This window comes from Dyadobacter sp. LHD-138 (assembly GCF_030929615.1).
GTDB lineage: Bacteria > Bacteroidota > Bacteroidia > Cytophagales > Spirosomataceae > Dyadobacter.
In genome coordinates this window covers 147,668-166,875 of record NZ_JAVFVU010000020.1, presented here as the reverse complement: position 1 = coordinate 166,875, position 19,208 = coordinate 147,668, and the positions used below count along the sequence as shown (strand labels likewise).

The window sequence follows — 19,208 nt, the reverse complement described above, 5'->3', positions numbered from 1 at the left end:
GGTACATCAGGACACCTTGTTTATTTGGTTCCGGGTTCGGCTTATTTTGGGCTACGACTTTTTCCCTCGCTACGTCGCTCCTTGGTATTAGTCGTCATATGATTTTTCTTCACCAGTTCTTCTTCCTTATGGCGACTATCCAGATTGTCCTTGTTTTCTACCCTGACCATTGGTTTCGGGCTCGATGTTTGTGGCTGTTTCATATATCAAAGAATTGATTAGACGGTAAACAATACAAAAACAGTGCCACATTTTCACAACAACTGTTCCGGCGGCGAGGACAACAATTTTACGTTACCTCTCAAATCAATGATGAAGCAATGCACGTTAAGGAAATACGTTTCTTGCTCCCTACCCGACTTCTTTTCGTGATAAACTTTATGGTGCAAATCTTCCGCAAGCGCAGTGGCAAACTTCTTGTGGCACGATATTTCAGCTTCCCAGTTCGTGAATTTCCCGTCTTTCAGGAATTCCTTATAAGCACCGCAATCCTCATGTTCCACAATGTAAACGTCACGGATATCATGCAGGTCGACAGCAATTTGCAGGTGATCATCCAAAGACCTCTTCCAATGCTCAAAATTGTCATAATGCTCCAAAACATGATGATGAAAAAGGTCATAATGAACGCCGCCGGCATGATAACTCAATGCGGCTCCCGCCAATGCAAAATGGTCGTAACGATTTGCAAGATTATCATGGTGTAGAAATTCCAGCAGGTTATCGGCTAGTCTCAGATCAATACAACTGATTACGAATACATTTGTACCAGGTATCCGGTAATCGTCAACGGGCGGATAGTCCAGATGTGCCATGCAATGTGGTTTTACAAGATGTCAATGATATTTGAAAGAACGCCTTTTGTTTTCATAAACATATCACCAAAATACAAGAAAACCAGCGAGTATTAAAGTTTATCAGATTAGCTTTCGGAAGTCATAACTGTAATGATTTAAATCCTTGAAAACGCACTGGGCCGACTCAAAATAATTTCTATTTCTGGCATCCTTTAACCATACTTTTATGAAAATATTTCGACAAAAGGGTAAAATCAAGGGGACAAAAACCGATTTATCCAAATTAGTTACCTAAATTCAACCTGCAAAATGAATCGTGACATTCGCATACTTAAAAATGCCGCCAGTGGTACATCTTTTTGCAGGATTTTTAAGTAACAACGCAACTATAATCCGATATGGTAACGAAGCACTTAACACACCAAAACACCCCTGAGAGAAACGTAAGGCTTAATTTCAGCCAGATCCATTCATCATAATCCGGTTTGCACGGAACAATTTTTGTTAAATAACCCATTAAGACTTTCCTCAACCCTTTTAATTTTGTTATGTATAATCTTTTAATTTTAGAAAGTGATTCCATTTTTAAAATAGGAATTTCTAATCGACTGGAAAGAGAGAACAAAAACATTAAGATTGAGACTGCTGAGAGCATCAGTAAGGTTTTTCAGAAATCTCTTTTCCTGGCAAAAGAACAAAAGGACAGCTATGACCTGTTTATCGTTTCGGTGAATAAACAGGAAGATCACATGATCTCCTTCATCAAATATGTAATCCAGAATAAACCGGAACTTCCCATTCTGATTTTCTCTTACGAAACAAACGACTGGCTTTTCAAACAGGGAATCGACTGCAGGCAAACCAAAGGTCGTTATATTAAAAAAGTGTCCTGCTGGCAGGATATCCAGCAGGAAGTAAAAAGGCTGTTTGATGACCCGGTTGTTCTTTCGTCCACACCCACCAGAGAAATCAACGCTGATTTTCCTGTGATAAGTCTGCGCGTGATAGAAAACTGACACGATTGGTGACGGAATGTATCTAAAGTATTTATCCAGCAATGCAGTACATTTCTGGATAAATAAGTATTAGGTCAAGACGAATACGTATATACAAATACGTTAACATTTATCACCAACCAGCTCCTGATATAACGTGATTCAGAAACTGTTTATTTCTTGTCAATTTTTTTTAGCTTGGCTCCCGCAATATCTTCCCAACGGTACAAATGAAAGGTTTTATCATCGCTCATGGCCACAAAAAGACCGTTTTTAAAATCTGAATTCAATGGTACTGATACCATTTCCGATCCGTCGCTGTGGTTTGCCAATACCTTCACCGTATTTAGCAACGAATGATTATGCGGGTTTTTAGCATCCCCTTCCCGACTGAAAATCTGGAATTGATTAGCTCCCTGATCCGAAACAAGAATATAACCGGTACTGTCCGTCAGCTTGTAGATCGAAATACCCTCATGATCTTCCGTAAAGCCGGTTGTGGCAAACAGCGCCAGTTCCTTATTTCCTTTTTCAGGATCGGCATAATACTTCCTTACGCCTTTGCCTTCATCGGAATAGTAGACATACCCCGAGGCATCATCTACCGCGATAGACTCAATTTCCTTCAATCCGCTGTATGTGCCGAATTTCCGTACCAACGTTGCTTTCACCTGGCCTGAACCGTTATCTTCAAGCAAATACTGCCATAGATAAGTGCCGTCAACGGGTCCGGTTTTCCTACCTGCAATCGCAAAAATTTTCCCGTCTTTACTTTTGTAAAGCCCGATCCCCATCAAATCGCGGGTACCTTCTCCGGTTTCTCCCAGAAATATTTCGATGCCGCCTCCATCAACGGGTTTCATATCAGGCAAGGAAAAAATCCGAAGCTTATGTGTAAAGCGCTCCGAAACAACGGCAATATCCGTCGCCTTTCCGTTGAGTGTCAACCCATATTCTATGTCGACATTATTTGGCCGCTTCAATCCACGGACCATCTTCTCCTGCTGAGATTTTCCTTTCAGGTCAAAAACGTAAAGACCACCATCCTGATCTTTATCTGTACCAATAATCAGGCTTAAAGCCGGGTTTTGCGGGTTGATCCAAACGGCAGGATCATCGGTATCATGCGCGACGGTATCCGAAATAAACAAAGGTTTTATAACCTGAACCGAATCTTTACCGGCAGATTCAGCAACTTGCTTTTTATCCTGACAGGATAAAAATAAAATACTCAAAGCACTTAATGAGCTAATCAGTTGTTTCACAGCAATATATTAAAAATAGCTAAAAATAAAACTCCCGGTAATATACATCGCTTCCGGGAGTCGAAATTATTATTTTGTACCAAATGCGCCGATGTAGCTGGTCGGAGCAGGCGATTTATACGTAACACCATTGACCAGAAGACCGTTGGCAAATAATCTTGTAAAATCCGTTTTGCCCTTTCCAATGGCTGGTGAACCGGTCTGTAAATGGAAGTCCCAGGCGCTGTTGAAAGTCGCATTCTGCATGTCGGTAGTCAACGGATAATTTACAAACTTCGGATCATTTTCGGCCGCCTTTGCAGAAATAACATCATTCACGCCTTTCACAATTTCCTCGGTTGGCTGAAACTGGTCGGTGGTGGTTTGGTTCTGGCCATAATAAAAAGTGCTACTGATCACCGAACGCGCATCCTCCGGATTCCCCTTATCTCTTTTAATCCCATAACGGTCATTTGCCAAAAGGTTGTTGTACAAATCAACACGAACCCCTTTTTCAAGCCAAATCGAGCCGCCTTTCGTCGTCGGCCTTCTCCAACCCGCATTGATGATCGTGTTGTTATACCCTACTACGTAAGCCTGAGGCGTGCGGTCTCCTGTGTTTGATAATTTAAGCGCATTGGTGTTCGGGCTGTAAACCACGTTGAAAGCGACATCAGCCTGCACGCCCGACTTTATATTGATGGCATCGCCGCCGGAAACCCCTGTCGTGTAAAAGAAATTATTGGCAATGATCACCTGTCCACCTTCGATATAAAAACCGTCTTCGTTAAAATTGCGGATCGTGCTATTGGTTACAATCAGTTTTCCTGCCGCGTTGGCGTAATAAAGAGCCGGTACGTGAGATCCCGCCTCTTTATAAAGTTTCGCTTTAACCGAAGGAGATTCTTCGGTTGTTACCGCTCCGCCGTATTCCAAAACCGTATTATTCAAAACAAATTCGCTGGACGAAGCGGCTGCAGTAAGTCCGCCCCACAGGTTACCGTACTGATTTTTAGCCGTTTTCCATGCATCCGGAACAGTAAATTTCACTGGAGCTGCGGTAGTACCCAGGCTGTACAGATTCCCCTTGACGATCACCTCCGGTTTCACAACCGAGTCGCTGAAAAGGACCGTTACACCTTCTTCAATCGTCAGCGATTTTCCTGCCGGAATCTGGATATGGCCCGTTATCTTATACGTCCCCCCCTTGGTCCACACGCCGGAAACATCACCGGAAATAGCCTCCTTGATTACGGGGGTTTCAATAACCGGGGTCGGCTCATCTTTGTCGCTTGAACAGCCAGTCACCAAAAACACGCCCATAGCGGCACATGCAAGTAGATTTTTCATTTTCAGATCGTACATTTTTAAATTGATTTTGGTAAATATTATTTTAGAATTTGTAGCGGACTCCTGCCAGATATGACCGTTGATAATAATCCCGGCGCATTAAAGTTCTTTTCGAATTGGTTTGTTCAGGGACGTTAACATTTGCCGGACTGGCCGTTTTCATGTAAACCTCCATAGGCGTGTTAAGGAGATTATTAGCTTTTAAAAATATTCCCAGTCCGCTTGCAAATGTCTTTTCAACGGATGCATCCAGCTGCACAAAACCTTTTTGCCAGAAATCATTGTCAAGAAACTGTGAAACTGTATTGATTCTGTCGCCCGTGTAGCCTCCTGCCAACTGGCCGTCAATACCATTTTTAGGATTTTTGTACAACAAAGAAAGATTTGCCACGTGCGCCGACTGACCATAAAGTGGTCGCGACTGATCTACGCTGATCGTTTCCAGATCACCGCTTTCATTTCTAATCCGTTTGGATTTAGGCGTTGTGATTTTCGAATGCGTGTAGGTGTAGTTAGCCTTCACCCCAAACATTTTAAAGTATTTGATATAATCAACTTCCAGTCCGTAATTATTGGCATTTCCGAAATTTCCCGGTGCATAGTAAATATCCTGGCCACGGATGGCGTCGCGCTGAAGGGTATATTCGATCGGATCTTTGATGTGTTTGTAAAACAAACCAACCATCAATTGCTCCGACGATTTCGGGAAAAGCTCATACCGAAGATCGATATTATCGGCTATCGCTCTTTTCAGATCTGCATTTCCCCGCTCCTGATATTCTTCGTTGATAATCCGATAGGGCACAATTTCAAAGAATCCGGGCCTGTTTACCGATCGAAAATAAGAGGCCCTGAGATTAACATTTTCTCTGGTTTTATATTTCAAATGAAGGCTTGGTAAGACATCGGTATACACCTGCTTGCCATCCGGCCTGTCCTCACCCACCGGAAAGCGCATGGTATACCCCTGATCGGTAGACTCTATACGAAGCCCTCCAAGCACTTCGAAAGATTGAAACTCGGTTTTAACCTGAACATAGCCAGCTTTTATCTGTTCGGTCGCATCGTAATTCAATGCGGTGGCAACGGCACCGCGCGGGTTTTGTATTGTCCAGTGGATTTGAGAATATTCCGTAAAATCCTTGCCATAAACTGCAAACGGGTCACTTGGCCTCAGCTGGTAATTATTGTAAAAATTAGTCCTGTTTTTATCCCGAAACAATCCACCGGCTGTGTATTCAAGCCGCATGTTATCTAAATTCTGTACATAGGTCAGATTCAGATAGGCCGAAAGGTCGCGGTCGGTATTGTGTTCCCATCTTCTGGACGCATCACTGACTGTTGTTCTTTTTTCGACAAAATTCTGACGAACCCCAAGTAAAGGAACCGTGATGTTATCCGGCACTTCATTCGTAGCCTTTGAATACACCGCCGACCATTGCGCACTGAACTTTTCTGTAAGCTGATGTTTCCCCTGCAAAGTACTGTTAAAAATCTGCTGGCGGGTCAGCCGGGACCTGGTTGAATATCCCAACGTGGCATTTCCCAGAACAGGGTCATAACCGCCAATCGTCAGCTGCGTGGTTTTCACATCCCGCACCTGGACATTTGTCAGGTTCATAAACGCATTGTAAAACTGGATTTTATGATTTCCGTTGATTCTATAATCCAGTTTGGAATGTAGTCCATAGCGCGTCTGTTGCTCGGAATACTGGCGCTCGCTCATTTTTGTAAGCGTTTCCCCACTGAGGGTATCGACGGTTTCTGAGTCAAAGAACAAGCTGTTACTGCCACGATAGGTATTCTGATAACTTCCTGCCAGCAGTACACCAAGTTTATCATGAAAGTACCGGTTCCCGATGGCAAGGCTTCCAAGCAGGTTGGGCATGGGTGATTTCGATCTATAATCAACGGCGGCTTTCGAGAAATCGGCCTGCGTAGCACTGTACTGGTTTCCGTTTCTTTCGTAGGGTGATTTTGACTGAATATTTTTGTAGTCATACGTCATGAAATCGCGCTGCATAAATAACTCATTGTAACCCGTCGAGATATTCGCAGAGAAAGTGAACCGGTCCGGCGCATCTTTCATGACCATGTTTATCGCGCCCCCAATGGCATCACCTTCCATGGCTGGCGTTAAGGCTTTATACACTTCCAGGCGATCCAAAAGATCCGATGGGAATATATCCAGCGGCACATAACGATATTTATTATCGGGACTCGGAATTTTAACACCGTTAACCAGGGTGTAATTATACCTTTTGTCCATCCCACGTAGAATGGCGTGCTGACCATCGCCATTACTGTTACGTTCCAATGTCACACCCGAAACACGCTGAATCACATTGGCGACGGTTAAGTCCGGCGATATCTGTATCGTTTTCCCCGACACAATATTCATCACCTGATTTGCATTACGCTCCATCGATCTGGCCGTTTGCTCAGCTGCACCATCTCGTTTTCCAATAACCGACACCTCTTTCAAACGAAGTTCCTCCGCGGTTTCCAGCGACATATCCAGCTGCACAATTTCATCATCGCCGATGGTAAATTCTCTTTGAATCACGGCATAGGAAATATGCCGGACGATCAATTTGTAAGTTCCTTTATTAACGTTTCGGATCGTGAAAGTTCCGTCCAATCCCGATACGTCCTGAAAGTTTGTACCATCAAGCATCACCACAACGCCCAGTGCGGGTTCCCCGCTTTCTGCTTCCAGCAGTCTGCCTTTAAGGATGCCTGCCAACAGGCCCGAGGCAGCAGCGATAACTAAAACAAAGGATAAATAAATTCTATAAACCATCTTACCAAATCGCAAGGTTAAAATAATGAAGGCAAATATTTCTGCCTTTTTAAAACAACGATACGAAGGTGAAGAAAGAATGGGCAGCCATGCAAATACTGCCCGTTAACAAAAAGGAAACAGCGTTACATCAGGCGTTACAAGAAGGCAACAAGAATCAAAATAATAGGTTAAATTATTAGTAATAAGCATTTTGCAGCATTACGCACCGCCATTATCTTTGTGTTATGTTAATGTTACGTCAATATTAACAACATCAGATCGACTGAATGTAGGTGGAAAGATTCTCACCCTGCGGCAGGTTCAATTTTTTCCGGAGGCGGTGGCGCATCACCCTTAAGCTATCCTGAGATACACCGAGCAATGTAGAAATATCCTGAGAAGTAAGGTTCATTTTAATCAGCGCGATCAACCGCAGATCATTGGAGGTCAGCGAATCAGATTGCTGTTGAAGCCTGTCAAAAAAAGACTGGTGTACTTGCTCAAAAATTCCGCGGAATTCTTCCCAGTGCTGGTCATCGTTAAGCCCTTCACTGATTTGTTCAGAAAGTTGCTTGATCTGTTTCTTCTGATCGCGTTTCTCTTCTTTCACCAACGCTTCCAATTGTCCCTGAAGATTTTCAAGGAGCTGATTTTTACGGATTACATGCAAGGTATAACTTGTCAGTTCTTTCGTTTTTATTTCCAGCTCCTGTTTCAGATTTTCCTCTTCAAGTCTTTTATTTTTCAGTTCGGCTTCCATCAGCTGGTTTTGCGTCTGATATACCTGCTTGTTCTGCGCGTGCAGTTTTTGCTCGTTCCTGATTTTAAGCCGCTGGCGGCTGATAATTAGGCTGGCAATAAGTATGATCAAAACAATAACGACAATGGTAGCAATCGCGATAAGGGTATCCGTTTTACGGGCATGCAACAGCTTTTCTATTTCGTTATCCTTTTTTTCGATTTCATAAAGCGTTTGCAGCAGTGCAAGCTGCTTGTTGTTTTCCGCTGAATAAATATCGCTCAAATAAGCTCTGCTAAGCGATAGATAATAAAATGCGCTGTCGTTTTTGTTAAGAAAGTTATAGCCCTTTCCAATATCGTTACAGGCTCCGGAAAGCTGATAATGCTCACCCGTCTTTTCTGCAAGAGCAAATGCCTGCTTACTAAAATTCAGCCCCTCACGATACCGACCCGTCTTTCGCAAAACGTCTCCCAGGTTGTTAAGCACCTCGATCTGCGCTCTTTCATTTCCTTGCTGTTTGTTCAAAACATAAGCTTTATTGAAGTAAAAATAAGCGGAATCATAACGTTCCTGATCTTCATAAATGCTCCCGATGTTCTCATATATTTTGGCGGCACCTTCCTTCTGATCCACCTGCTGATACGCCTGCAGCGCCTTTCTCTGAAAATAAAAAGCGCTGTCATAGCGCTGTCTTTTCTCGTACAAATGCCCGATCCGGCCATAAATTCCTGCCTTGCCCGACTCCGATTTTAGGTTTTGATAATGCGTCAGCGCTTCATCATATTGCTTTCTGGCAAGATCGTTTTGTCTGCTCCGGAAATACAATTCCCCCAATACATCCAGATTTTCTGCAAGCAATTTTTTCTGATTCCGGCTCCGAAAAACCTTATCAGCCTTTAACAAATAGTCCATTGCCTGCGGATAATGCCCGGAAGCAAACAAAACAGCGCCCATCTTATGCAGATAACCGGCAGCTTTTACCTCGTCGTCATTTTGCCTGGCTGTATTGTAATGTTCCTTCAAAACCAGCAAAAGCGAGTCCGGGCGCGGAAAATTTGTACTGATATGATCGTTGATCTCCTTTGCGCTAAAATCGGGAACAGCGGTCTGAGCGCTGCAAACCGCGCTGAGTATTGCAGTCTTAATGAGCATGCAAATCAAAAGAATGAATTTATAGCGCTTTTTAATATCCTGAGAAATAGAAGTGACTTTTAGCAAAATAAGCTAGGATTGAATTCTTGTGCAAGTTAGCACACCGAACTTAACATTGACTTGATAAAAAATTGCCGTCGAAAATCGGCTGTCGATCTACGCAAAAAGCCGGCAACTTCGATCTGACGATAAAGTGCCGGCTTAACAAATTGTCTTCTTAGTAGTGGTGAAAATTAGTTTAGATCATTGATTTTTATAATAAACTATTAATCATCCTCTTATTGGGCTAATCGCATATAGCTAATGGCCAACAGCTACTACTTAAATCCTAATACCCTTCGTTCTGGTACATTTTAACCGGATCCAGTTTGTTTTCATCAAATGGAATTGGATAATAACGGTCTTTGGCAGAGAAATTACTAAGTTTTGCGTTACCAAAATCCTCCTGTTTTTTCGATTTCATGAAGGTGATCAGTTCGTCCGTCGTGAAAGTTCTCAGCAAGTCAAACCAGCGGTGATGCTCAAAGGCAAGCTCCACGCGTCTTTCGTGCAGGATCGCGAGTTTCAATGTAGGATACTTCGCAGCATAATTTGCATTTGCTTTACTGGCGGTATAACCCGGCATTTTCGCTCTTTCTCTAACCATATCCAGATAGCCGATCGCCGCTGCGTCGTTACCCAAATACATATTTACTTCGGCAAGCATCAGAATCACGTCCGCATAACGGATTAATATCCAATCATTTCCGCCATAACCGTTCACACCAGCCGTGGTGCTCGCATCTCTGAACTTTGTCACAAACCAATCCTGAACGCTCTGATCGTTCGCAAATTTTATCGAAAAATCTTTACGCAAATCACCGGTCTCATAATCAAATACAAGATCATGGGTCACGTTCATCCCGCTGCCGGTTGACGGCTTCAATGAGTTAATCGTTTCCCCTTTTGCCTGGGTGTTGGCAGCGATCGACGAAGCATAGTTCAAATCTCCCTGTTTGTTAACAATCTGGAAAATCAGTTCCGGGCAGGTTGATTTTTTAGCAACGTCAAAAACATCCGGGTAAGGGATTTCTTTAAGCGAACCAAAGTTTTTCATACCATAAGCCGCTTCCAGATACATTTTCGCATGATTCAGATTGACCGCTTTGTTGGTCGGATCAAGTGTGGTCGCCATCGTCAGATATACCTGTCCGAGCAAGGCGTTACCGGCGGCTTTGGAGACCTTTCCAGCGTTGGCGCCCGTTTGCAGATTTTCCAGCGGGGCAGCCACCACGTCTTTCAAATCAGCCACGATCTGCTCATAAACCAGTTCCTTTTTCACACGGGCTGTAAAAGCCGTAATTTCCTCCGTGCTGATCAGTTGCTTCGTCACCAACGGCACATCTCCCCATTTTCTTACCAATTGAAAGTAGATAAAGGCACGTACAAACTTGGCCTCAGCCGTGAATTTCGCCTTATTATTTGCATCTGCAAAAGTGATCTTGTCGATATTGGACAACACAACATTACACCGCGTAATACTCTGATACAAAGACACCCAGTGGTTTTTAAGCCAGGTATTGCTGGCAAGCAGCGCGAAGTTATTGAATTGAAACGGTTCGCCGGAGTTGGACTGATTATCATTGGTACCGGTATCGTCCGAACGTTCGTCCGTGTATAAGCCGCTGTTTTCACCAACCGAATCCGAGCCTCTCAGTGACTGATAAATTCCGTTTACAGCCAGCTGAACATCATTTTCAGTTTTGAAATAGTCGCCAACCGTTACCGCGTTCGGATCCGTCTGTTCTAAAAGATCGTTGCAGGAACTCGTCAGCATCAACAGACAAAGGCCGATTGAGGTAATATATTTCGTATTCATTTTCATGTCATTTATTGTAATTAAAATACAAGTTTCACCCCCAGATTATAGCCTCTTGCCAATGGATATACACCATAATCCACGCCAGGTGTCAGGTTTGAGCCATTGTTATAGTCAACCTCAGGATTGTAACCCTTATATTTTGAAAAAGTAAACGGATTGCTCACGCTCGCATAAATTCGTGCACTGCTAATCCCCAATTTTCCATTCCACAATTGCGGAATTGAATAACCCAGCGCCATGTTGGTACATCTGAAATAGGTACCGTCCTGGATGTAAAATGTTGAAAGACGCGTGCTGTTACTTTGCGTGGCACCACGTGAAGATCTGTAAACCTGACCATTTCCAGGGCTTGCTTCCGAACGATAACGCTGGTCAACCACAGCATACTGATTCCCTGAGCCTTCCAGGTTGAACAGATAATAATCCTGACCGTCAAGCACTTCGTTTTTGTATGATCCGTTAAACGACGCGCTAAAATCGATATTTTTGTAACTGCTGCTGATGCCAAGTCCATAAGTGAATTTCGGATAAGGATTTCCGATTACTTCCTTGTCAAGATCGTTCACAACACCGTCTTTATTTACATCCTCGAAATAAAGATCTCCCAAACGCAATTTTTGGCTGGTTGTCGTTGACGGAGCCACTTCGTTGATGTTTTCAGGCGTAACAATTCCCAGCACTTTAAATCCGTAGAACATACCGACCGATGAGCCTTGCTGTGTAATGTGCGTTTTGTAAGAACGCTCGGCACCATTCGTGATGATCGTACCGGCTCCACCCATGTCAAGCACTTTATTACGGTTCACCGAAATATTACCGTTTACGCCCAATTTGAAATCAGCCGTGGAGATCAAACGACCATCGGCCTGGAAATCAAATCCTTTGTTTTGAATTTTGGAATCCTTCAAATTCGTCAAAATCGAAGACGTTCCGGATACTGCCGATATCGACTGGTTGAACAAAAGGTTGTAAGAGCTACTGATGTAATAGTTAGCCATCAAAAGCAAACGGCCTTTCAAAATGCTCACATCGGCTCCGAAGTTAAACTGCGAAGTAGATTCCCAGCCCAGGTTCGGGTCTTTTACACCGCCCGCCCACATGGCAGAAGCAATGGCGTTGCTACCGTACACAATTCCGCCCGGCGTAGCCATCACCTGTTGTGAATTGTAGTTACCGATGTTATTGTTACCACTTAATCCCCAGCTCGCACGCAGTTTAACGGTTGACTCATGTCCTAAGAAATTATTGTAAAAAGCTTCATCAGACAAGTTCCAGCCTGCTGAAACCGATGGAAAATAACCATAACGGTTGTTGGCTCCAAATCGGGACGAACCATCCGCGCGGAAAGAAGCCGTCAGGAAATAACGGTTGTCGTAGTTGTAAGTAGCACGGGAAAGATAAGAAAGCAATGTATTCACACTCTTCTCGGCTTTATCCAATTTGAAGAAAGTGGCATCTGCCCCCTTTGCCGAAATTTCCTGAATACGATCGTTGGTAAACCCTTGTGCGGAAACGCCGATGTAATCACTCGTTGTTTTCTGAACCGTATAACCTGCCAATACATCGGTGTGATGCTTACCCCATTTTTTGTTGTAGTTGAAGGTAAATTCAGCCAGCTGATCGATTTGCGTTTGGTTCTGTGCCTTGGCTTTTGCAGCTGTTTGTGACTGCACCGAATAAGGCGCAAAATTACCGCTGCTCAAACTGGTAGGCAGATAATAATTATATTTTTCATTGTAAGTAAGCATCCCCAGGTTTACTTTGAAAGTCAAATCTTTGATGACCTGGTACGTTGCATTCACGTTGTAGCTGCTTCTTAGACCTTTACGTTTAATGTTAGTCTCCTCCGCCATCGCCACAGGGTTTTCAGGATTTTGCAGACCATAATTAGCGGCCGACAAAGCACCCATTCCAAATTTTGCCAGGCTTCCATCTGCATTGTGCGAAGGTAAAAATGGAGCGTAAAGCAACGCTGACATCACCGGGCTCAGGTTATACCTTCCCTCTTCCATTTCCTGGTTCTCGTTTTGGGTAAATGAAAAATTACCCCCAACTTTCAACCTTTCATTTACTTTTCCATCCAGATTGGCACGCAGGTTTATTCTCTTTTGTCCCGTCCCGACAACAATACCATCCTGATTTTGATAGCCGCCACTCATGTAGTAACGCAAATTCTCATTGCCTCCTGAGAAGGAAACATTATGTCTTTGAAAAACGCCGTTCCGGTAAAGCGCATCCTGCCAGTCGGTATCAACCGTTGGCCTGATCATTTGCTGCGATGCAAAATCATAGATTGACGTAGGTATTGTGACACTACCTGCGTTTCCGACACGTTTGGTACGCGTCGCATTATCGTCAGATTTCATCGCATCATTCCAGGTCGCACCCGAATTTTCTACAAAATCGCGGTAAGAGTTATTCCTTCCATCAATAACAAGCTCAGCAAACTGACTGGAATTTAATAACTTAACTTTCTTACTCACCTGATTAAAACCAGTCTGAAAATCATACTCAAGTTTCCCTTTGCCTTCTTTTCCACGTTTGGTGGTGATCAGTACCACACCGCCGGAAGCCCTCGACCCGTAAATTGCTGCCGAAGCCGCGTCTTTAAGAATATCAATGGTTTCGATATCTTCCGGATTAATAAATACGTCATTTCCGGCAGGATAACCGTCAATCACATACAATGGATCCGAACTGGCATTCACAGAACCAATCCCGCGAACCCTGATTTTAGTACTTGCATAAGGCGCGCCGCTCACCTGAGAAACCTGCACACCCGCCACCTTGCCTACAAGCGCCTGACCAACGGTCGGTGCTGAAAGGTTCAATTCCTTTGCTTTAACACTGGATATCGCTCCGGTCAAATCGCCTTTGCGCATCGTTTGATACCCAACCGCCACAAATTCATTGAGCATTAAGGCATCCGACTTCAACCTAATATTTATAGGGCCCGAACCTTTGACAATCACTTCCTGCGCCACAAATCCCACGAAAGAAAAAACAAGCGTGTTGCCCTCATTGGTTTCCAGTGCAAAACGTCCCTCTGTATCGGTGATTGCACCTTTATTCGTTCCTTTTTCCAAAACCGTAACGCCCAAAAGCGGCTCTCCGTTTTCATCAACAACCTTTCCCGTCACGGCAATTTTTGGCGAGCGCGAGAAATTCGAATGACCTGACCGCTTGCTAGTTTCCGGCCTCCCCGCCCACACCGTCGTGCAAGGGCTGAAAACAATAGCGCCCGCCATGAGTATGGGTACAACAGGTAAAAGAAATTTCTTCATAATACTTTCTTAAAATTGAACAAAAACAAGACAAACCGACTAAGCAACTGCTAAATACGACTATCGCATGGAGTGAAAATTAAGCCACAAAAGTATCTAGTCAGTGTTATGCCAATGACACTGGTTTATTAAGAAAATGTAAAAATTTAAAGATGTGAAAATAAACTACCAGCCAATGTCCATAAAATGAATATTACCTTGCCGCGAGGACGTTACCGCAATGCCGCGGTCGGCTGTATTGGTTAATGCAAATCCTTCAAGTTCATCCGTTTTGTCTATATCAACAACACGAATAACCTGCTCTCTGCCTTGTTGAACAGATTTCTCAAAATCAAGAAAAGTAAACCGCCATTTCCTTCCTTCAATCTGGTTCTGAATGAGGACCAGAATCTTTTTATCGTTAATCCAATGCAGATTTTGCACCCATGGCCCGCAGCTAAATTTCTTATATAAAACACCCTTTTCGCTTGTTTTCCCCACTTTGGACAGCATTTCAGGGTCATAAAGCCTGACTTCATTTGATTTGCCCCCATAATCTGCCGTTGCCACGTACCACCTTCCCTGGTATTGCGCATACTCAGGTCTTGTTCCCTGGACGCAGGCATCATCTTCAATGGTACTGATCAGATTGCCGTCCAACGTCCCTGTGTTTTTCAACCCCTCCCAATTAACCTGATAAATAACAGCCTTCCAGAGCGTTCCCTGCGGGTTTAGCCTGATACTATTTCCAATAAAAGTTGGCTTACCGGCATGAGAAGCGATGCCGGTCGGGTGATTGATAACATCTTTCCCATCCACCGTTAACCTGATTTCTTTTTTGGTATAAACAAGGGAGTCCTGCTCCAACCGGTATTCACGCACCATGCTCACTTCTCTGTCGCCATACAAATACACTTTATCATGCAGATAAGCGGCGCCCTGACAAGCTCCCAGCAAGTCCAGTGTGTGGGAGGACTTTATTTTGATTTCAGGTTTTTCAACTGTTAAAAAGCCTGTTGCGGTTAACAGGACCGAAAGAAAATATTTCATAAAAAATCAATAAACACAGGTGAACTTAAAGACACAAAGAAAAACCTCATTTGCCGCCCGTAGATTATGGCAAGATTAATTCTTCCCCCAACATGGTTTCTAAATGTCGGGAAAGCAGAATCCGGCTAAGGAAAAGACAAATATTTTCTAATTTTAAGCTCCAATCTCTTTAATCGATTCCATGGCACTTTGCAAGACCATCATTTTCGCAGCACTTTTGGCAATTGTTTCATTGTCCTTTCCATCGGTCGGGCAGTCTATAACTGAAATCCGGAAATTCCAGGTTCAAGAAGCCAAACAGGCGGTTGCGGTTGACAATAATTTCTTTTACGTTATCAATAACAGTACTATCACCAAGCATGTTAAAACAGACGGAAAACCCGTCACAACCTGGGATGGAACCCGTGAGGGTATCAAGCATTTAAATAGCGGCGTGGTGATTAAAGGAAAATTGTACTGCGCCAATTCAAATTACCCGGAAATTCCGATGGCAAGTTCCGTTGAAATTTTTGATACCGGCACGTTGCAGCACATTGGCAGTCATAGCTTTGGCATTGCCGAACATGGATCACTGACCTGGATCGATCAGAAAGATGGATTCTGGTGGATTGGCTTTGCGCATTACGGAGGTAAGGAATCCAGCGAAGGCAGGGACGTGCGGTGGACTTCCCTCGTCAAGTATGATCCGGAATGGAGACAGCTTGAATCATGGATTTTTCCGAAACATATCGTCGAGCTGTTTACGCCCAAAAGTAACTCCGGAGGGGCTTGGGGAACTGACGGGCTACTTTATTGCACGGGTCATGACAGGCCGGAACTTTATGTCATGAAAATTCCGAAATCAGGATACACGCTGGAACATGTGCGTACGCTGGCAGCACCGATTCAAGGCCAGGGCATTGCCATTGACCATTCCGCGAAAACCCGACAAATGCTCTATGGCCTCAATCGCGCGACCAATACCATAACGCTATCGGAGATCAAATGAAATATTTTCAGTTGCTGTATGGACAACGATGCCAACGAACGGCAGCGTCGGGAAATTAACAAACTTATTCTTTCATTTCTGAATTAGTTACCGAAATGGTCATCTGTTGCTCGTATGACCAAAATTGCCTTATGGTTATATCACCCTTTCAGGGTTATGACCTAAATGTTTGATCGCATTTTCTACAATACTATCATCCCTTCGGGATTATCTGTAAGTTTAAAAAGCCTCAATATCGAAAACGGAGACATTCTTAGGACATTGAACCCAATGAGGTGATTTTCATTCCTTTCGAATCAGTCACCAAAACCAGATTTCTGAAATTGCAGCCATTCCGGTATTAGTTTCCATTTTTTCGATATATATTTGAAAACATATCGAAAAATTACATGAAAAAACTTCTGCTATGCGGGTTATTTTTCTTACATATTTCTGTTTCGTACGGACAAGGAAATATTAAAACCGGATCGGTCAACGGTGAAAAAGTACCACTTGATACCACGAAAATGCAGGAGAAAGAACTGGGAGAAATTGTTATTACAGCTTCCCGCAGCACAGAGAGCATTTTACATTCTCCTGTCAGCATAGAAAAGCTGGGTAAAACCGCCATCGGGAACTCCGCCGCTCCATCCTTTTTTGACGCACTTGAGAATGTGAAGGGCGTTCAACTGCTCACGCCAAGCCTTGGTTTCAGAATTATCAACACCAGAGGGTTTGCCAATACCACCAATGTCCGTTTTGCCCAACTCGTCGATGGCGTCGATAACATGGCACCGCATTTGGGCACGCCCATTGGAAACGCGATGGGGCCCTCCGACCTTGATATTGAAAGTGTTGAGATTATTCCCGGCACGGCCTCGGCACTTTATGGCTTGAATGCGATCAACGGATTGGCAAATTTTATCACGAAAGATCCATTTTTAAGCCAAGGGTTAAGTTTTCAGCAAAAAACCGGCGTGAATCACGTCAACGACCAGGAATCGTCCGCAAAACTATATTCTGAAACAACGTTCCGACTGGCCAAAGCAATTTCTGAAAAATTTGCCTTTAAAATCAACGGAACATTTACGAAAGGTTATGACTGGATTGCCAATAATCAACTTGATCTCAATGGTAACGCCAATGCAAAACTGGGCATAAATGCCGGTCCCGAAAACCCCGGTTTCGACCCGGTTAACGGGTATGGAAATGAATCGTCCGATCGAAAAACCATTACTTTACAAGGGAAGCAATATGTCGTAGCCAGAACCGGTTACCTGGAGAAAGAGGTAACCAGCTACAATTTGCAGAACATCAAAGCAGACCTGGGTCTCGCCTATCTGATCAACAGCAATACCCGCCTTACTTACACCTACCGGTTTGCCGATCTTGACAATATTTATCAGCGGGCAAACCGTTTCCGGCTGAAAGACTACATTTTACAACAGCATTCCGTTGAACTTAAAAACCGAATTTATCAGGTCCGGGCTTATTGGACCAGAGAAAATACGGGAAAATCGTATAATCTGCGCTCCGCGGGAGAAAACCTTGACAGAAATTATAAAGACGACGCAACCTGGTACAATGATTTCACGAAGGGTTATAACGCCGCTTATGCAGCAGGCCAGCAGGTTCAGCAGGCTTTGCAGCAGGCGCGGCAATTTGCTGATGCGGGACGTTACCAGCCGGGTACTGCTCTTTTCCAGAACAAGGTGAAAGAGTTGGCAGATATCAACAACTGGGATACAGGAGCGGCTTTGCGTGTTAATGACGATTTGTTTCACATGGAAGGCCAGCTGGATATCTCAGGCATGCTGACTGAAAACTTCCGTAAAAAAACCGGACTAAGTTTTCTGGCCGGATTTGACCAGCGAACCTATCTAATCCATCCTGACGGAAATTATTTCGTCAATTACCATAAGGATCGAGAATTTGAAAGTTTTACATATGGTAAAACCGGCGGATTTATACAGGCCACCAAAACATTCCTGCATGAACGGCTGAAACTATCAGCAACGGTACGTGCCGATAAAAACGACCATTTTAAAGCAAAAGTCAATCCCCGCTTTACACTGGTTTATGCAACAAAAAACGACCAGAATTTCAGATTTTCTTACCAGAGCGGATACCGGTTTCCAAGTATTTTCGAGGCATTTTCCAATGTTAACAGCGGTGGCGTGAAACGGATTGGCGGCCTGAGGGTTATGTCCGATGGTGTTTTTGAAAACTCCTATTTACGAACGTCCGTAGATAATTTCCAGGCCGCTGTCAAAAACGACTTTAACCAGGGTACCTCTACCAATGCAGCAATTACGAAACAAAAAGGGCTGCTGATTAAAAATACCTACGCCTATCTGAAACCGGAACATATCAACTCCTTTGAAACAGGTTACAAATCCCTTTTCCTTAACGGAAAACTGTTTGTGGATGCAGATTTATACTACAATAAATACGATAATTTCATCGCCCAGGTGGAAGTTAATGTACCTAAAACGACCATCGCCGATTCCATTCCCTATTACATGAATGATAAGGCCAAACAAAGCCGATACCGTGTATGGACCAACTCAAAAAGCACCGTTTATAACTTCGGGGGCAGCCTTGGATTGTCTTATAAATTATTTCAAAAATACATGTTGACAGGTAACGTTTCTTACGCAAAATTACACCGTAAAACCCATGACGACGCCCTGGAAGATGGATTCAACACCCCACAGTGGATTACTAACCTATCCTATGGCGGTCAAAATGTTATCGGACGTTTAGGATTCAATGTCACTTATAAATGGCAAAGTAAATATTACTGGCAATCATTTCTTGTGAATGGCCAGGTAGCAGCTTACGGCACCGTCGATGCGCAGGTAAATTACGATCTGATCCGAACAAAACTGAATCTTAAAATAGGAGCCAGTAATCTTACCAATCATTACTACAACTCGTTTTTAGGCGGTCCGGCTGTCGGTGGATTTTACTATACGACCCTTACCTGCAACATCATGTGA

The 19,208-nt window shown here is 43.7% G+C and carries 12 protein-coding genes; 3 read left to right on the top strand and 9 right to left on the bottom strand.

Annotated elements, in window-relative coordinates; genetic code table 11:
* Nucleotides 1-41: 41 nt before the first annotated feature.
* Both RB622_RS16405 and RB622_RS16400 read right to left on the bottom strand, forming a co-directional pair.
* The gene (locus RB622_RS16405; protein ID WP_308047659.1) at nucleotides 42-203 is read right to left on the bottom strand and encodes a hypothetical protein; all 162 of its coding nucleotides are present in this window, start codon (nucleotides 201-203) and stop codon (nucleotides 42-44) included.
* 51 nt (nucleotides 204-254) lie between these two features.
* The gene (locus tag RB622_RS16400; protein ID WP_308047658.1) at nucleotides 255-815 is read right to left on the bottom strand and encodes a hypothetical protein; all 561 of its coding nucleotides are present in this window, start codon (nucleotides 813-815) and stop codon (nucleotides 255-257) included.
* 530 nt (nucleotides 816-1,345) lie between these two features.
* Between RB622_RS16400 and RB622_RS16395 the strand changes: the two genes are divergently transcribed.
* Complete coding sequence (locus RB622_RS16395; RefSeq protein ID WP_308047657.1) at nucleotides 1,346-1,813, top strand: hypothetical protein; 468 nt, start codon at nucleotides 1,346-1,348, stop codon at nucleotides 1,811-1,813.
* Between the two features lie 152 nt (nucleotides 1,814-1,965).
* On the opposite strand, the gene RB622_RS16390 is transcribed toward RB622_RS16395, so the two are convergent.
* The 7 genes from RB622_RS16390 to RB622_RS16360 all read right to left on the bottom strand — a co-directional run bounded on the left by RB622_RS16390 (nucleotide 1,966) and on the right by RB622_RS16360 (nucleotide 15,239).
* On the bottom strand, nucleotides 1,966-3,057 hold the full coding sequence (locus RB622_RS16390; RefSeq protein WP_409021547.1) for a phytase: 1,092 nt from the start codon (nucleotides 3,055-3,057) through the stop codon (nucleotides 1,966-1,968).
* 69 nt (nucleotides 3,058-3,126) lie between these two features.
* Nucleotides 3,127-4,386, bottom strand: a complete 1,260-nt coding sequence (locus tag RB622_RS16385; RefSeq protein WP_308047656.1) for a right-handed parallel beta-helix repeat-containing protein — start codon at nucleotides 4,384-4,386, stop codon at nucleotides 3,127-3,129.
* A 43-nt stretch (nucleotides 4,387-4,429) separates the two neighbouring features.
* The gene (locus RB622_RS16380; protein ID WP_308047655.1) at nucleotides 4,430-7,189 is read right to left on the bottom strand and encodes a TonB-dependent receptor domain-containing protein; all 2,760 of its coding nucleotides are present in this window, start codon (nucleotides 7,187-7,189) and stop codon (nucleotides 4,430-4,432) included.
* A gap of 256 nt (nucleotides 7,190-7,445) precedes the next feature.
* Nucleotides 7,446-9,065, bottom strand: a complete 1,620-nt coding sequence (locus tag RB622_RS16375; RefSeq protein WP_308047654.1) for a tetratricopeptide repeat protein — start codon at nucleotides 9,063-9,065, stop codon at nucleotides 7,446-7,448.
* 328 nt (nucleotides 9,066-9,393) lie between these two features.
* Complete coding sequence (locus RB622_RS16370) at nucleotides 9,394-10,923, bottom strand: RagB/SusD family nutrient uptake outer membrane protein (RefSeq protein ID WP_308047653.1); 1,530 nt, start codon at nucleotides 10,921-10,923, stop codon at nucleotides 9,394-9,396.
* A 20-nt stretch (nucleotides 10,924-10,943) separates the two neighbouring features.
* Complete coding sequence (locus tag RB622_RS16365) at nucleotides 10,944-14,210, bottom strand: TonB-dependent receptor (RefSeq protein WP_308047652.1); 3,267 nt, start codon at nucleotides 14,208-14,210, stop codon at nucleotides 10,944-10,946.
* Nucleotides 14,211-14,375: 165 nt separating this feature from the next.
* Nucleotides 14,376-15,239 carry a hypothetical protein gene (locus RB622_RS16360; RefSeq protein WP_308047651.1) on the bottom strand — a complete coding sequence of 288 codons (864 nt, stop codon included), beginning with the start codon at nucleotides 15,237-15,239 and terminating at the stop codon, nucleotides 14,376-14,378.
* A gap of 181 nt (nucleotides 15,240-15,420) precedes the next feature.
* On the opposite strand from RB622_RS16360, the gene RB622_RS16355 reads away from it, so the two are divergent.
* A complete protein-coding gene (locus tag RB622_RS16355; RefSeq protein WP_308047650.1) occupies nucleotides 15,421-16,227 on the top strand; it encodes a hypothetical protein in 807 nt (268 codons plus the stop codon).
* A gap of 389 nt (nucleotides 16,228-16,616) precedes the next feature.
* A complete protein-coding gene (locus tag RB622_RS16350) occupies nucleotides 16,617-19,208 on the top strand; it encodes a TonB-dependent receptor domain-containing protein (RefSeq protein WP_308047649.1) in 2,592 nt (863 codons plus the stop codon).

What these genes read in the sequence shown, in the direction of transcription:
- RB622_RS16405 (WP_308047659.1), bottom strand. Translation starts at nt 203, where the DNA reads ATGAAACAGCCACAAACATCGAGCCCGAAACCAATGGTCAGGGTAGAA.
- RB622_RS16400 (WP_308047658.1), bottom strand. Translation starts at nt 815, where the DNA reads ATGGCACATCTGGACTATCCGCCCGTTGACGATTACCGGATACCTGGT.
- RB622_RS16395 (WP_308047657.1), top strand. Translation starts at nt 1,346, where the DNA reads ATGTATAATCTTTTAATTTTAGAAAGTGATTCCATTTTTAAAATAGGA.
- RB622_RS16385 (WP_308047656.1), bottom strand. Translation starts at nt 4,386, where the DNA reads ATGAAAAATCTACTTGCATGTGCCGCTATGGGCGTGTTTTTGGTGACT.
- RB622_RS16380 (WP_308047655.1), bottom strand. Translation starts at nt 7,189, where the DNA reads ATGGTTTATAGAATTTATTTATCCTTTGTTTTAGTTATCGCTGCTGCC.
- RB622_RS16375 (WP_308047654.1), bottom strand. Translation starts at nt 9,065, where the DNA reads ATGCTCATTAAGACTGCAATACTCAGCGCGGTTTGCAGCGCTCAGACC.
- RB622_RS16370 (WP_308047653.1), bottom strand. Translation starts at nt 10,923, where the DNA reads ATGAATACGAAATATATTACCTCAATCGGCCTTTGTCTGTTGATGCTG.
- RB622_RS16365 (WP_308047652.1), bottom strand. Translation starts at nt 14,210, where the DNA reads ATGAAGAAATTTCTTTTACCTGTTGTACCCATACTCATGGCGGGCGCT.
- RB622_RS16360 (WP_308047651.1), bottom strand. Translation starts at nt 15,239, where the DNA reads ATGAAATATTTTCTTTCGGTCCTGTTAACCGCAACAGGCTTTTTAACA.
- RB622_RS16355 (WP_308047650.1), top strand. Translation starts at nt 15,421, where the DNA reads ATGGCACTTTGCAAGACCATCATTTTCGCAGCACTTTTGGCAATTGTT.
- RB622_RS16350 (WP_308047649.1), top strand. Translation starts at nt 16,617, where the DNA reads ATGAAAAAACTTCTGCTATGCGGGTTATTTTTCTTACATATTTCTGTT.